General features: G+C 30.6%; 10 protein-coding genes. 6 read left to right on the plus strand and 4 right to left on the minus strand.

Translation table 11 applies throughout. From position 1 onward, the window contains the following. Positions 1 to 11: 11 nt before the first annotated feature. Positions 12 to 1340 (minus strand): sugar MFS transporter, encoded by a 1329-nt coding sequence (locus FQU21_RS07285; protein WP_147677344.1) that lies wholly within the window; start codon positions 1338 to 1340, stop codon positions 12 to 14. 370 nt (positions 1341 to 1710) lie between these two features. On the opposite strand from FQU21_RS07285, the gene FQU21_RS07290 reads away from it, so the two are divergent. Continuing rightward, positions 1711 to 2754, plus strand: a complete 1044-nt coding sequence (locus tag FQU21_RS07290; protein ID WP_147677345.1) for a substrate-binding domain-containing protein — start codon at positions 1711 to 1713, stop codon at positions 2752 to 2754. A 17-nt stretch (positions 2755 to 2771) separates the two neighbouring features. Here FQU21_RS07290 and FQU21_RS07295 read toward each other — a convergent pair whose 3' ends face one another. Then, positions 2772 to 3125 carry a response regulator transcription factor gene (locus FQU21_RS07295; protein WP_147677346.1) on the minus strand — a complete coding sequence of 118 codons (354 nt, stop codon included), beginning with the start codon at positions 3123 to 3125 and terminating at the stop codon, positions 2772 to 2774. Positions 3126 to 3375: 250 nt separating this feature from the next. Between FQU21_RS07295 and FQU21_RS07300 the strand changes: the two genes are divergently transcribed. The 5 genes from FQU21_RS07300 to FQU21_RS07320 are packed head-to-tail and all read left to right on the plus strand — an operon-like array spanning position 3376 to position 11004. After that, entirely contained in the window at positions 3376 to 4683 is a 1308-nt protein-coding gene (locus FQU21_RS07300) for an ATP-binding protein (RefSeq protein ID WP_147677347.1), read from the plus strand. Positions 4684 to 4686: 3 nt separating this feature from the next. Further along, positions 4687 to 6741, plus strand: a complete 2055-nt coding sequence (locus FQU21_RS07305; RefSeq protein WP_147677348.1) for a cellulose biosynthesis cyclic di-GMP-binding regulatory protein BcsB — start codon at positions 4687 to 4689, stop codon at positions 6739 to 6741. Continuing rightward, positions 6731 to 7558, plus strand: a complete 828-nt coding sequence (locus FQU21_RS07310) for a hypothetical protein (protein WP_147677349.1) — start codon at positions 6731 to 6733, stop codon at positions 7556 to 7558. Before FQU21_RS07305 ends, FQU21_RS07310 begins: the two co-directional genes overlap by 11 nt. Positions 7559 to 7563: 5 nt before the next feature. Next, positions 7564 to 9414, plus strand: a complete 1851-nt coding sequence (locus FQU21_RS07315; RefSeq protein ID WP_147677350.1) for a glycosyltransferase family 2 protein — start codon at positions 7564 to 7566, stop codon at positions 9412 to 9414. A gap of 9 nt (positions 9415 to 9423) precedes the next feature. Continuing rightward, on the plus strand, positions 9424 to 11004 hold the full coding sequence (locus FQU21_RS07320) for a hypothetical protein (RefSeq protein WP_147677351.1): 1581 nt from the start codon (positions 9424 to 9426) through the stop codon (positions 11002 to 11004). A 52-nt stretch (positions 11005 to 11056) separates the two neighbouring features. On the opposite strand, the gene FQU21_RS07325 is transcribed toward FQU21_RS07320, so the two are convergent. Continuing rightward, positions 11057 to 12040 carry a glycoside hydrolase family 5 protein gene (locus FQU21_RS07325; protein ID WP_187269342.1) on the minus strand — a complete coding sequence of 328 codons (984 nt, stop codon included), beginning with the start codon at positions 12038 to 12040 and terminating at the stop codon, positions 11057 to 11059. A gap of 532 nt (positions 12041 to 12572) precedes the next feature. Further along, complete coding sequence (locus FQU21_RS07330; protein WP_147677353.1) at positions 12573 to 14864, minus strand: DUF7133 domain-containing protein; 2292 nt, start codon at positions 14862 to 14864, stop codon at positions 12573 to 12575. Positions 14865 to 15027 lie beyond the last annotated feature (163 nt).

The following is a 15027-nucleotide window of genomic DNA, read 5'->3' on the forward strand; positions in this document are numbered from 1 at the left end:
TTTACGTACAATTATTTTTTGGTCCAACTTTTTATTTTATGTCCCCGAACCGCATAAAAAAGAATAAAAGCATAACAAGGAATTAAAATCCAGTAGCTACTTGTTGCGGCAGAAGCTGTCGCATCGGCTTTTGATAAACCATCAGCTATTAATTGTAATTTATTAGCATCTACCATCCTACCATATAAAGGTGGAATAATAGCTCCCCCTGAAATGGCCATAATTAATAATGCCGATGCTGTTTTGGTAAACTTCCCTAAACCATCTAAGGTTAACGGCCATATTGCAGGCCAAACTAATGCGTTTGAAATACCTAGAGCTGCTACAAATAAAACAGATGTAAAACCGGTGGTATTTAATATGCAAAAACTAAAGATGATACCTAAAATAGCACTTGTTATTAAAGCTTTTGTTTGGCTTACATATTTTGGAATTAAAATAACACCTAAAGCGTATGTAGCAACCATAGCCATTAGCGTATAAGTTGTAAAATATTTAGCTTCTTCACCTGTAAAACCAAGAGAAATACCGTAAGAAATAATAGTATCTCCAGCAATAACCTCGGCACCTACGTAAACAAATAAAGCTATTACTCCCAACCATAAATGTGGAAATTGAAAGATGCTTGTTTTTGTGCTTTTACCTGAAGTTTCTTCTACAGACTCTACTGGCTCAACATGTGGTAATGGTGCTTTTCTTATTAAAACTCCTAGTACAAAAAGCACAATAGCCATGACTAAATAAGGCATAAAAACACTATCGGCCATGGTATCTAAAAGCTGTCCTTTTTCTTCAACAGATGCTGTTCCTAATTGTTCTTTAACCTCATCTATACCCGATAACAAAAGTGCTCCAAAAATTAACGCCCCTAATGCTCCGGCTGTTTTATTGGCAATCCCCATAATAGCGATACGTTTGGCACCACTTTCTATAGGACCTAAAATGGTAATATATGGATTGGATGCCGTTTGTAACAACGTCATACCAACACCTTGAATAAATATCCCGGATAAAAACACCCAATAGGTTCTTGCTTCGGCAGCAGGAATAAAAACTAAGGCTCCACCCCCCATAATGATTAAACCTAAAGACATCCCTTTTCTATATCCTATTTTATTTAGAATATAAGAGGCCGGAAGCGCCATAACAACAAATGAAATATAAGAGGCCGACGCTACTAAATAAGATTGTGCATCGGTAAGTTCGTTTATGGTTTTCATAAACGGAATTAAGGCCCCATTTATCCAGGTAACAAATCCGAAAATAAAGAAGAGTCCTGCAATAATAATTATAGGTACTAACGTACTGTTTTTACCTGTTGTGTTTTGTGTTTTTGTCATAGTATTATTGGTTAGGATTATAGTTGCTGAATTTTATCGTATTGTTTAGTTAAACTCTCTATTAATTTGAATTGATTTTTTGCTCGATCTAAATTATACACAAGATAATTGGTTTAATCTGCCATAACAACTTCCCTTTCGGACTACCAACATTCTCAAGTGCAGGTTTACCCATACTTAACTATTATTTTATTTAATAATTCTATACTTTAAGTAACTCATAACATACTGTTAGCAAATACAATTCATTATAAAACTGGCATATTTTTTTCAAATATATGTATTTTTTAAACAATTTGTGCTCGAACACAAAAATGTTTTGTGTTCGAGCACAAAACTTCAATTAAAATCTTTTAATATATTTGCTGTAATGATTAAAAAATATACCATTCGAGATATTGCAGAAATGGCCGGTGTTTCTAAAGGAACTGTTGACCGAGTTATCCATAAAAGAGGGAAAGTTTCTGAAACAGCTGCAAAGAAAGTAACAACCATTCTTAAGGAAATTGACTTTAAGCCCAACCTTATTGCTAGAAATTTAAAGACAAATAAAACCTATCATATTTGTGTTTTATTACCAGATCCTATTAAAGACCCGTATTGGATTCCTTGTGTAAAGGGTGTTAATGAGGTTGTTTTGGAATTATCGCACTTTGGAATTAAAATTGAAACCTCGTTTTTTGATCCTACAAAGTCGAAATCTTTTACAGCTGCCAATTTAGTTATTCAAAACAATGCACCAGACGCGGTATTACTAGCTCCTTTATTTTTTAAAGAGGCACGAATTGTTATGCAGGATTACGAGAATTTAGGCATCATTGTTTCAACTTTTAATAACGATATAGAGTCTAAAGCTGTAAAAAGTTTTATCGGGCAAGATTTATTTCAAAGTGGTCGTGTTGCTGCAAAATTATTACATAGTGTTAGCAAAACAGGAGATCTTGCTATTGTACATATTAATGAACAGTATGAAAATGCCGTATTTATGCAAGAAAAAGAAAGGGGCTTTAAAAGCTTTTTTAATGAGTTAGTTTCTTTTAATTATAGCGTGCTGCAATGCAAATTAAACCAAGAAGATTTTGAATTGGTTTTGACTGCCTTTTTAAAAGATCACCCTAATTTAACCAGTATTTTTGTAACCACTTCCAAAACGTACTTAGTTGCAGATTTTCTTGAAAAAAACAACCATAAAACCATCAGTTTAGTGGGGTATGATTTATTAAATGAAAATGTAACACACTTAAAAACCGGATCCATAGATTTTTTAATTCATCAAAACCCAAAAGAACAAACCTATATAGGCCTAAAATTTTTAGCAGAACATTTACTTTTTGAAAAAGAAATACCTAAAGAATTACTACTCCCTATAGACATTGTTAATTCTGAAAACGCAACACCTTTTATGAGGAGGTAATTAATTACTGTACTAAATTATTTAAATCTTTTAATTCTTAAAGCTAACTCTTTAGGATCAAATGGTTTAGTAAGAAAATCATCAACTCCAAGTGAAAACGCCTCAAGCACTACATCTTCTTGTCCTAAGGAAGTTAATACAATAATTTTTATCTGGTCTTGATAGTTTTCTTTTATCCAAGTTACCAATTCTAAACCACTTACAAAAGGCATCATAACATCGGTTATCACCAAATCTGGCGTGTCTAACTTAATTTTTTCAAGAGCATCGCCTCCATCTGTAGCTAGAGTTATAACATTATCGGCGTTTTGCAAATTATACTCAAGCACCTGCCTTAGTACAAGATCATCCTCTACAATTAATATTTTCATAACATACAATTCATTTATTAGCTAAAATAAATAACAAAACCATACAACCCAGTGAAAAACCCAATTATTTACTAATCAACCAAATAACTTATTTTTTTTTATTGATTACCCAACAGACCATCTTGTAAATTATTAAAATAACAATTTTATCCAAAAAAACACATTTAATCTATTAAATAATACAAATAATCGATACTTTTAAACTTAAAATATTTTTTATGACATCTCCATAACTAACATATTGCCAATTTTGAGAAAAAAGCTACAAAACAAAAAAGAGTTACAAAAAGAATTTTGGAAGGTTGGTAACACCCTATTTTGGAGTTTAAACGTGGTCATTTTGTTCTCAGTTATTTTAGATGTTATTTTACTAAGCAAGGACTGGTTAGATTTTGTACTACTAAAACTAGTTTTACTCCTGCTCTTTTATGTAACTTACAACGTCTTTAAAAAAAAATACGCAACACCTAATATTCTAATACACTTAATACTATTTAGTTTTAATTTTTTAGCCCTAATTTCTATTTCACATTCTGGAATAACCAACCGGATTATCTATACGTCCCTACTTATTGCTTTGTTTGTAGCGTTCAACACTATGGTTATTTGGTCTATTTTAAATAGCGTAATTCAATATGGATTAGTTATTTTAACCTTTACGACTTTGGTTTTTATAGGTATCATTAACGATCCTTTTCTAATTTTAAAAGAAGGCGGTTACCTGTTTTTAATATTAGGGTTAATTAGTTTATTTTTCCCTAAAATTCGAAAAAAAGTACTTATAGAAAAAATTGAATCCAACCTGGCTACTCATACAAAGGTTAAATACCTAGAGGATAAACTTTATAAAACCCAAAACCAATACAATAGTTTGCAAAAAAAAGTTGAAAAAAAAGAAAATGAATCTAAATTTCTTTTTCAACAACTTAGCAATGATTTAAATAACCTTAATAACGCTATTAACAATATTGATACCCAAGGTTCAGAAGAAAAAAAGAAAGATTTAGTGGCTTTAATTCAAAATTTAAGAAACCAAAGTTCTATTTATTTTAAACCAACTAATCTAAACACCGAAAACGCAAGTTATTTATCAGATTATGTAGATATTAAACAAGTGTATTTGGAGGTTTTTAGTGCTTTCTCCAATAAAATTAAAGAGAAAAACATCACTGGCATAGATCGATTAATTGCTACCAACACCTTAATTGCTGGTAATGAACGAATATTTAAAACAATTATATACAATATATTAAATTTTATGGTTGTTTTTTCTAATGAAGATGAAAAAATTGAAGTGACCTTAGATAACATAAAAGAAGATGTGGTGTTTAGTGTAGCCAACAAAACTCAAGGCATAAAAACCGAAGAAATAGAATCTTATTTCCGAGATATTGAGTTTGTTAATTACGATTATAAAAAACACAGTGATAGTTTAAAAATTGGCTTAAGAATTTCCAAACAATTAACAGAAAAAATGAATGGCTATTTTAGTTATGTATCCTCGGAAAAAATGGGATTCGAGCTAAAAATAGAGTTCAAAACATATAAACAAAACTAAGAAATGATGAAAACATTTTATTTTATTGTATTAACCATTTTGTTAGGATGTCCAACTAAGGGTTTTAGCCAAATCATTGCCCCCTTTAGCACCTACGATTACGGCGATGAAATTACCATTAACGGCGCTAAAGGCATGCAAGATATTTACATTCCTGTTGACGAGGATATTGATATTTTAAACAGCTTCATCAATTTAGAGGTCATGTGCTCTAGTGTTATCGATTTTAACAAAAGTCACCTCTCTATATTATTGGCAGATACTCCAATAGAAACCCGCTTTCTTAAAAACCAAAACCAGTTAATTAACTTTAAAATTCCTTTAAAAGAAAAGTATATTGTTTCTGGTTTTATAAAACTTACTGTAAAAACTAATTTAAGAATTGGTAATGATATTTGTGAAATATATTCTGAAGGTGGCTTTTGGGTAAAATTAACCGAAAACTCTTTTTTCTCTTACAACATTCTACCCACAAAGAAAACGCTAATAAAAAAAACCATTAGTTTTACAATTCCAGATATTAAACACATTGTGCTATCTAAAAAGAATGATCTTGAAGACATAGAATATGCGTCATACATTAAGTTTTATTTAAAGCGTGTTTACGGTTTAGACACTAAAATTAAAAGTACTACAGATTTTGATAATGCTGTTTTAGACCGAGCTATTATATTAATGCCTTTTGATAAATTAAGCAAAAAAATTACCGACAAACTTCCGGCTATAAAAAACAAAGATGTCGGATTGGTAAGTGTGTACCGCGATCAATATCAAGACTCAACCCTTGTCGATATTCAAACCGGACAAAATATTGTAGTTACAGGAAAAACAAAATTAGGATTTAGTAAAGCGGCGCATTTTTTATTACAAAAACAGTTGCTTAACTCTTCGTTTGTTGATTATGTGTTTGTTAACGAGCAATCTAAATTATTAGATATTCCTAAAAGAAAAGATTACGAGCCCATTTATTTTAAAGAATTAGGAGCACAAAACCGCGTTTTACAAGGCGTGGGCTATTTGCAGTCCAATATTGCTATGCCAAGGTCTAATTTTGGATCTAACGTAAAAAAAATAGAGGTTAAAATAAATGGTAAATACAGACCCTTAGCTGAAGGCGAGCAGGGCTATTTCAACTTATACTTTAATGATAATTTTTTAAGTTCTTATAAACTAAATACTACTGGTGAATTAAACTTTGATTTTGATTTTGATGACATTGTTATGCAACAAGATAACAACTTTAAATACGAGTTCTATTTTGTTCCTAAAGGTGGTTTATGTAATACTGCTGCTGCTAATTTTTATGGACAAATAGATATTGTAAACTCCTATTTTAAACCTGTAGGCTATGAAACGTCTTCTTCCCTATCATTTTTTAGATTTCCAGAAAACTTTCAATCTAAACCTATAACGATTTATACAGATTTAGAAGCGGAGCATAAATTAATAAGCAGCATCTCTGAATTAATAGATATTATTAACCCAGGTGAAACCGGACTATCTGGGTTTATATATCCACCAATTAAAAACGCGAAATTAACAGATATTCAAACCGATTTAGTAAGCTCTAAAATTATTATTAGCACCAATAGCGACAAATTTTCAGATTTCTTTGGTGAATCACCTTTTATAAAATTTAAAAACAATGAAGTCGCATATAAATCTGAAGAAATTAACCCGTTCTTTAATGTAGAATATGAAAAAAACTTAGGCTTCAACCAGCTTTTTTATCATAAGGATACACCAATTATGCTGGTTAACATTCCTAAAGATTATAATGAAAGCACCTTGCTATCATTAATTTCAAACATTAGAGAGCAAACCATATCCGATACAGGAAACGTAATTGTTTCTAACAACGACAATGCTAACTTTTTTGATTTAAGATTATTAAATGACGACCATGATAAAAACCAATTAAGCTATTTGCTCGATGATTTTTGGGTAAAATACAGATTATTTATTGTATGCGTATTGTTAATATTAGGCATACTAATATTGGTGTTTATTTTTCAAAAATCTAAAGAATCTAAAGAAAAAATTGAAAATGCAAAATAAGATTATTCTTCTTTTTTTATATCTTAATGTATGCGTATGTTATGCTCAAAATCCTTGGTTACAAGGGCAAGGAGATGTATTACTATCGCCGTCTATAACACATTATTATACAGATACTACTCGAGATGAGTCTGGAGAAAAATCAGATTTTAGCAACAATGGTTATTATAAAAACAATGTTTACAAACTCTATTTTGCAACTGCTATAATAGGAAACAAACTCAGCTTAATAGTAAACATTCCATACGTAGAAAGCACCTATGGCGCCGACAATACACTTAATGAAAACAATCAATTAGGCGATGTAGAATTAGGCGTAAAAATGCATTTAAAAAAAATAGGTGAATTTCATTATTTAATGGGAACAGTAAACACCATAATCCCCATGTATAACAATGATAATGGGCCATTTGTTGGTTTTGATAAATTTGGAACCGAATTAAAAATTAACCTTTCTGGAAATTCTAAATGGATGGGTGTGAATGATAATTATCATCAGTTAGAACTTGGAGTTAAAAAGTTTTTTTCTGGAGGCCCTTATCAATTTAAACTCTATGGCTCACAAGCCTATAGAATTACCCATAAGTTTCTTGTTATGGGCGATATGGAAGTGCTTCTTTCTAGAGGTGACGATTTTTCGGTTTCTCAAGAAAACATTCAAATAACTCCCGATTTTGATATCTTAAAAACAACTCTAAATTTAGGATACGAGTTTTCTCCAAAATTTGCTTTATACGCTGGAGGATTTAAAGATTTATGGAATAGAAATGTTTCTATTGGTAAAGGATGGCAAATTTTTAGCGTAATTAAACTATAAATGTTATGGCGAATCTTAATATTATCATTTATAGAAAAGAACTATTTATAGAAAGCAAATTACTTACAAACCGACAGGTTGCTGAAATTGAACGAATAAAAATACCTCTTAATAAATCCTTTCTTAAAACAGCCCTTAATCACGGGTTTATTTCCCGTTTTCATTTCAATAAAGTTTTAGAAGCATTTAAACTCCCTACTTATAATATTGATTTTGATAATATAGAAAACTACAAATCGTTCTCTACTACTCACGAACGATTTAACCTATTTTTAAACACATTAATTTTCCCAATAGAACACAACAACAAAGTCGCTTTTGTTGTGGCCGATCCGTCTGATATTAATAACATTAGACTGGTTGAAGATGAGTTACAAGTTACCGTTTCCGAGATTTTTGTCACCAATGAGCTAGACTTAAATAAAGCTCTACATTTAAAATATGGTGGAGAAACACTACATAAATCTGTTTTTAATTTATTTGAAAAAGACCCTAATAGTTGTGCTATAGAAACCTTTACCATGAAACAAGTGGTTTCATTAGGTATTCTATTTTTAATCTTTTTAATCTTTTTATACTTTAATTTTTTTAACACCTTAATTGGTGTGAATCTCTTATTAAATTTATTTTTATTATTCTCTATTCTCTTTAAATTCATGCTTACTATTCACGGCTCTAAAACCGAATTAGAAAGTAAAGTAAGTAAAGAAGAAATAGATTTAATTAAGGATGAAGAACTACCAATATATACCATCCATTTACCTGTATTTAAGGAATCTGAAGTGATTCAGAAATTAGTTTGGAATTTAAACAATCTAGATTACCCCATTGAAAAACTAGATGCCAAATTATTAATTGAGTCGGATGACGAGATGACCTACAATGCAATTAAAAACATGAAGTTTCCAACAAACTTCGAACCCATAATAATTCCATATGCACAACCTAAAACAAAACCAAAAGCTTGTAACTACGGTTTATACTTTTCTAGAGGAAAATACCTAACCATTTATGATGCTGAAGACATCCCAGATAGCGATCAATTAAAACAAACATACAAACTATTTCAAAAACTTCCAGACGATTATATTGCAATACAATGTGCCTTAAATTATTTTAATAAAAGTGAAAACTTTTTAACTAAAATGTTTACCCTAGAGTATTCTTATTGGTTTGATTATATGTTACCTGGACTCGATAGCCTAAGAATCCCTATCCCATTGGGAGGCACAAGTAATCATTTTAAATTTGATAAACTAATGGAACTTGGAGGTTGGGACGGCTTTAATGTAACCGAAGATGCCGATTTAGGATTGCGTTGTTATGCAAAAGACTATAAAATTACAGTATTAGATTCCACTACTTACGAAGAAGCAAATAACGATTTTTTTAATTGGATTAGACAGCGTTCTCGATGGATTAAAGGCTACATGCAAACCTATTTGGTGCACATGAGACACCCGTTCAAATTATACAAATCTATTGGTGCACGAGGCTTTTTTGGTTTTCAATTTTTTATTGGAGGAACGGTATTTACATTTTTAAGCTACCCTATTCTTCTGCTCTTTTTAATTATTTATATGTGTTTTAAAAGCCGATGGATTGAACTACTATTTCCAGATTGGTTAATTATTATTTCCATAGTTAACTTCACGATAGGCAATTTAATTATGATTTACACCAACATGATTGCTATTTTTAAAAGAAGCTCATACGCCTTAATAATATACGCTTTAGCCAACCCTGTGTATTGGTTAATGCACTCTATTTCGGCATATAAAGGATTACATCAATTAATAACCAAACCTTTTTATTGGGAAAAAACCAATCATGGTTTAACCAAAAAAAAGAACTAACAAAAAGGTATGGATACAATTAAACCTAAAAGTTCTACATTAACATTTTTTATAATATGGTTTGTTTACATGGCTAGCTATAGTTTTATAACTATAGTAATACGTGAAGATGGTTATTTAAACTTTGAGCCTTTATTTATTACAAGCCATATAAATACGTTATTTGATAGCGGAGAACTGGTTAAAAACTTTTTTTTATCCTACCCACTATTAACTAATTTACTAACCTACCCGTTCTCTATATTTGGCGCAGAGGATGCGCCTTTTTTTGCTTCTATATTTTACACCTCGCTATTTTTAACTAAGGTAGTTACCATTATAGGCCAAGGAAAAAACCATATAATTAAAGCTTTAGTGTTTTTGTATTTCTTGTTTAGCCCAATTACATTTTATGCCGCAACTTCAGGAACATCGTTATATGCTTTTTATGTCCTTTATTTTTCAATTTTCTATTACTTATTTCATTATATCAAAAAGTTTACTACTTACCATATTACCATACTAAGTATTGTATTAAGTTTAGCTATTTTTTTAGATTATAGGGTTTTATGGGGGCTTCTACCTTTAATTTTTTACCTCTTTGTATTTAGTGTATATGGTGTAAAAGGTTTGTCTTCAAAAAATTTTATTGTTAAGTATATAAAAATTACCCAACACCATGCTTTAAGACGAAAGTTTAGAGGCCATTTAAGTTCTATGATATTTATTATTGGTTTTTTTCCCGTAGCCAGCTTACTCTTATTTTTATTTATAAATTATTTAATGGGGAACGATTCTTTTTATTTTAATAACGCCTTAGACACAAAATGGAATGGTAATAGTTTTTTTAGTTTATTAGATTATGATACCATTACAGGCTTAAAGAATAAAGCTGTAAACGATTTTTCTTTCCTTAATATTGTTTTGTTTATAATACCCATTTATGTTTTTGAATTAATTTCATATTATAACAGAGCTCTAAAACTTTTTATATTATTACTGGTTCCTATACTATTGGGCATTTTGGTTAGAGATAGCCACATTGACTATATGAGCTTGCAATATTACATAATTTTTATAGCAGCCGGTATAGCATCTATTGCTGCAAAACCAGGTAAGTATTTTACATCTAATAAAATAAGCTATATAAGTTATGCCTGTTTATTTATAGTATGCATTTATGGTGAATATTTATATTTAAAAAACTCCACTTTTACATCCGAACAAGTTTTTTATAAAAGTGTGATGGAAAATGAACAAAACAATGCTTTAAACCAATATAAAAATGGCGGACGGTTCTTGGCTTTTAACACGCCTAAAAATTCTGTAGTTTTATGCGATAGATCTATCATGTATCCCCTAGTTGCGTACAATAAAAAGAATAATTTTTTTATATCTAATGCTTCCGCTGAATTTAAACAAGCACTTTACAACCCTAAAAAATATTGCGATTATCTTATAATTTCAAACAAAAAATCACCTTTTTATTTTTTAGATAAGGTAGAAACTAATTTTAAAAATATAGAAAATAAAGACCTTAACACGAACCGTTTTACAAATAACACCATCTATTATTGTGATGCTTTTAGAATTATTAAAATTATAAAATAATATAAGCGCAAAAAAAGCCTGCGGCTATAAAAAAGGTTTGATATCTGTTGGTTTAATTAAAAAAAACATCGCTTTTATACACCCCAAAATTACCTTTGTATTCCCATAAATAACATTTTATATTACGGTCTTTAAAAACCCCTATTACATCTTTAAAATATTGACGTCTGTATTCTGGATCAATAGAATTAATACATCCAAATTCTGTACACCATAATTCTACTTGATGCTGTTTAGCCCAATTCGCAACAATATCTATTTTGTGGCCTAAGGCTGTTTTATTAGCCATATCCTTATAATCTTTATAATTAATTTCTCCTGGCGTTCCCGATGTTTTTAAATCCATACTAGGCATTTTAGCTGCATTGTAAGGATAAGGAATATTTACCGTTTTTGTTTGATTTCCTACCCAATCGGCGCCTTGATGTGTAAAAATAAAAGGCTCATAAAAATGAAATATATAAACTATATTTTTATACAGAAAAGGTGTTTTTCTAGACAATTCGTAAATACTATTATAATTGGTAGCCCCAATAAGTATTTTAGTGTCTTGATCTTCTTTTCTTATTTCTGAAACCACTTCATGAACCATAGCATCCCATTGAACCGGATATAAATTCGGTTCATTTACCAATTCATAATAAATATATTTAGAATATTTTTTTAATTTCTTACTTATCGATTTCCAGTTACTTTTTATGATATCCACATTAGTATAATTAGAATCTTTATCCAAACTAGAATCGAAATAACAAATAATAAGGTTCATATTTTTTTTCTTAATATGCTTTACTATTTTTTTTAAATCTTTTAGAAAACGTTTTTTAGAGTTGCTTTTAAATTGATATTCGAAAGCAATTGGCAATCTAATATCCCGAATACCTTCACGGTATAGCATATCAATATCGGTAATAACACTTTTATAATCTATAGTTTTTTCGTCCCAAAACCTTTCATAACCAGTTAAGTTTATACCAACCCCTAGATTCTTTTGTTGGGCTTGCAAAAAGGTATTTGAAAATAAAACAAGTATCATATAAACCAGTTTAAACCTATTATTCATAACATATAAATTATTAAGTAAATGTAAGTTTCCTTTTAAAACAGAACTCTCATTTTGATAAATTATTTTGAATATGAAGTTATATTACAATAAATTACAAACCAATAAATACCCAAAACAACATGTTTTTTAAGCTTTTAATTGGTTTAAAAATAACAACGAAAATATATGTTACCACATCATATTTATTATTTTACTTTTAAATTGTAATCATTAAAAGGTAAAAACACGCCTTTTAATTTAAGGACAACAACAGCAAGCCTTGTGACTTCTGAAGTTATTTCTTCTTCTAAAAAACCACATTTAAAATCGTGATAAAAAGAAAACCAAACACGTAATAAAGCGTAATAAATTTCTCTAAGCCTGAAAAACCAAGTCTGAATAATTAATGTTTAATTTGCGTTAAATAGAAGTGTGCAAAGCTGTATTAATCCATAATGGACTACAAACTGTTTTTTTTGTTAAAATCTAGAAAAACACGCTATAACTAAATTAGTATTTCAAGCTATTTGTATCCTAAACCATTCAGTTCTTTTTCGCTATAAACACCACCTTCATTAGGCGTTATGTCTCGTAAAGCTTTTATTTCTTCTAAGGTTAACCCTTCTGAGGATTTAGAAAAAGTACTTTGTAAATATTCAATAATATGTTGAATATCTGCATCGGTAAAATCGGGGTTATTTACTAAACCGGGCATGGTTCCATTTAACTCATACAATTTTCCATTTACATAAATAGGACCGGCTAAACCATGCAATAACACTAATGCTAAGCGTTTAGGATTACCACTTATGTATTCTGAATTTTTTAATGGAGGCGCAAGCGCTTCAACCCCTTCACCATTCATACCATGGCAAGCAGCACAGATGTTTTTAAATATTTTATGTCCTAAAATATTGGCTGTTTTCTTTTTAGTAGCCAATTTAGCTTTCTCGATTTCAATATGCTTGTTTTGCAAAGTTTGCTCTAAAATAGTATTTAATTTATTTTCTGAACTATCAAGTTTATGCTGCTTCAAATACACCTTATAAGCTTCCTCTATTCCTCGTAAACTACTAATTATAGCCTCCTGAAAAAGTGTTTCGTTAACATATTTATTTGAAAGTTTTGAGAATATAGGAAACACATCTTTATTTGAAATTTGAGCCCAACCGTTTAAAGTATTTGCTAAATACAAATCTATTTCCGGGTTGTTTATTTGCATTAAAGCGTTTATAATTTCCAACATGATTGGTAAACGACTTTTAGTAGCGTGTCCTTCCACCAATACCAACGCATGATTAATAACGCGTGAATCCTGCTCTAATTTCAACACCTTTTCTAAAGTATTAAAACGTAATGCTTGCATACCATCTAACGCATGCAATGCATGTATTTTTGCAATCGCATTAGAAGTTTCCAAAACCAAATGTTCTAAAAGCGGAATAGCCTCCTTGTTCTTTTTAAATATAAGTAGCTGCTGTGCTCTATCTCGCAACCAGCCATTTTTGTGACTCAACAAAGCTACCAATTCTGAAATAGGTAATTTTTCAATATCTATAATAGCATTCGGCTTTTGATTTTTATTTACCACCCGCAATACGCGTCCCATACCAACAATAGTATCCAATTTTTTTTCAGCGTAGTGATTTTTTAAATAATTGGTTAAATACACTTTATCTTGCAAAATACCACGGTGCATATCAACTACATACATTGTACCATCGGGACCATTATTCAAGTTTACAGGTCTAAAACCCTCATCGGTAGACGCTATAAACTCATGGGCAGGAATGGCTTGTTTAGCTGAAACCTTGTTCGGTTCAAAAATTAATATATTACGTTTAACCACGTTGGCTTCTGGTGCACATACAAAGGCATTTTCTAAATATGCTGCTCCAAAATTTTCACCCGTATAAATTAATGGCCCACAAGCCGAAGTTACTTTTAACAATAAACTATCCTTATCTAGCACTCCCGGAACATAGCCCCGATTCACCGAGGTAGGATGCAAAGGAAACACACGCTGATTAGGTGTCATTTTTATATTCTCTGCGCCCCCCCCTTTAAAATACGGGTTTTTATTTGTGGCATTGGGCAATACATAATCTCCTATCAACTGTACCGAATTGGTATTGTAATACAGGCGTCCAAAGTTATCTTTGGTAATCCCCCACTGCCCTCTAAAAGTTGTATGCTCCTTAATCCATTTCCCTCCTTTTCTTTGATACCTACTACTAGATTTTGCATTGTAAATCCAATTATCCAAATGCATCATTAAACCATTGGGTTGATGCTCTACATTACCACCATCAGTATACATAGAATCGACCAAAACTCTAGCGCCAGGCTTATCATTTTCTATAGTTACAAACCATAAATTTGGTGGCTCGGCATACAACAATCCACCATAAACGTGCGCAATAGCACGAGGCAACACCAAACTGTCTAAAAATATTTTAGAATGGTCGGCTACACCATCCTTATCGTGATCTTCTATAATGGAAATTACCCCGTTTGGCATCTCTTCTCCTGTCCCTTGTAAGTTGCGCATATATCCTTTCATTTCTACAACCCACATTCGTCCTTGATTGTCAAAATCAATTGCTACAGGCGCTTCTATTAATGGTTCGGAAACTACAGCTTGTAATTCGAATCCATCTTCTATTTGATATGAACTAAGATCGATGGGACGCTCATTAAATGTTTCTGGTTTGCATCCTAAAAATAAGACGAATAAAAAGAGAAATAATAATGAAGTTTTATATATATACTTTTTTTTTAATTTAACTTTAGAGGGCAGTAATTTTAAAATCATTAATATGCTATTTATCTTTTTTTGATTACGCTATAAAAATACAATAATTCTTAGAAGTAGTGCGTCCTTTGCATCATAAAGCTTTACTATTTATTATTAAAAAATATTAGAAAACCACCATAGCAATAATTAATAAAAACTAAGCGTAAAAACAATATCCGTT

It is taken from the genome of Algibacter pacificus, assembly GCF_008033385.1.
Taxonomy (GTDB): Bacteria; Bacteroidota; Bacteroidia; order Flavobacteriales; family Flavobacteriaceae; genus Algibacter; species Algibacter pacificus.

Bases quoted from the DNA above. Each gene is read 5' to 3' on its own strand.
- FQU21_RS07285 (WP_147677344.1), bottom strand. From the start codon at position 1,340: ATGACAAAAACACAAAACACAACAGGTAAAAACAGTACGTTAGTACCT.
- FQU21_RS07290 (WP_147677345.1), top strand. From the start codon at position 1,711: ATGATTAAAAAATATACCATTCGAGATATTGCAGAAATGGCCGGTGTT.
- FQU21_RS07295 (WP_147677346.1), bottom strand. From the start codon at position 3,125: ATGAAAATATTAATTGTAGAGGATGATCTTGTACTAAGGCAGGTGCTT.
- FQU21_RS07305 (WP_147677348.1), top strand. From the start codon at position 4,687: ATGATGAAAACATTTTATTTTATTGTATTAACCATTTTGTTAGGATGT.
- FQU21_RS07310 (WP_147677349.1), top strand. From the start codon at position 6,731: ATGCAAAATAAGATTATTCTTCTTTTTTTATATCTTAATGTATGCGTA.
- FQU21_RS07315 (WP_147677350.1), top strand. From the start codon at position 7,564: ATGGCGAATCTTAATATTATCATTTATAGAAAAGAACTATTTATAGAA.
- FQU21_RS07320 (WP_147677351.1), top strand. From the start codon at position 9,424: ATGGATACAATTAAACCTAAAAGTTCTACATTAACATTTTTTATAATA.
- FQU21_RS07325 (WP_187269342.1), bottom strand. From the start codon at position 12,040: ATGATACTTGTTTTATTTTCAAATACCTTTTTGCAAGCCCAACAAAAG.
- FQU21_RS07330 (WP_147677353.1), bottom strand. From the start codon at position 14,864: ATGATTTTAAAATTACTGCCCTCTAAAGTTAAATTAAAAAAAAAGTAT.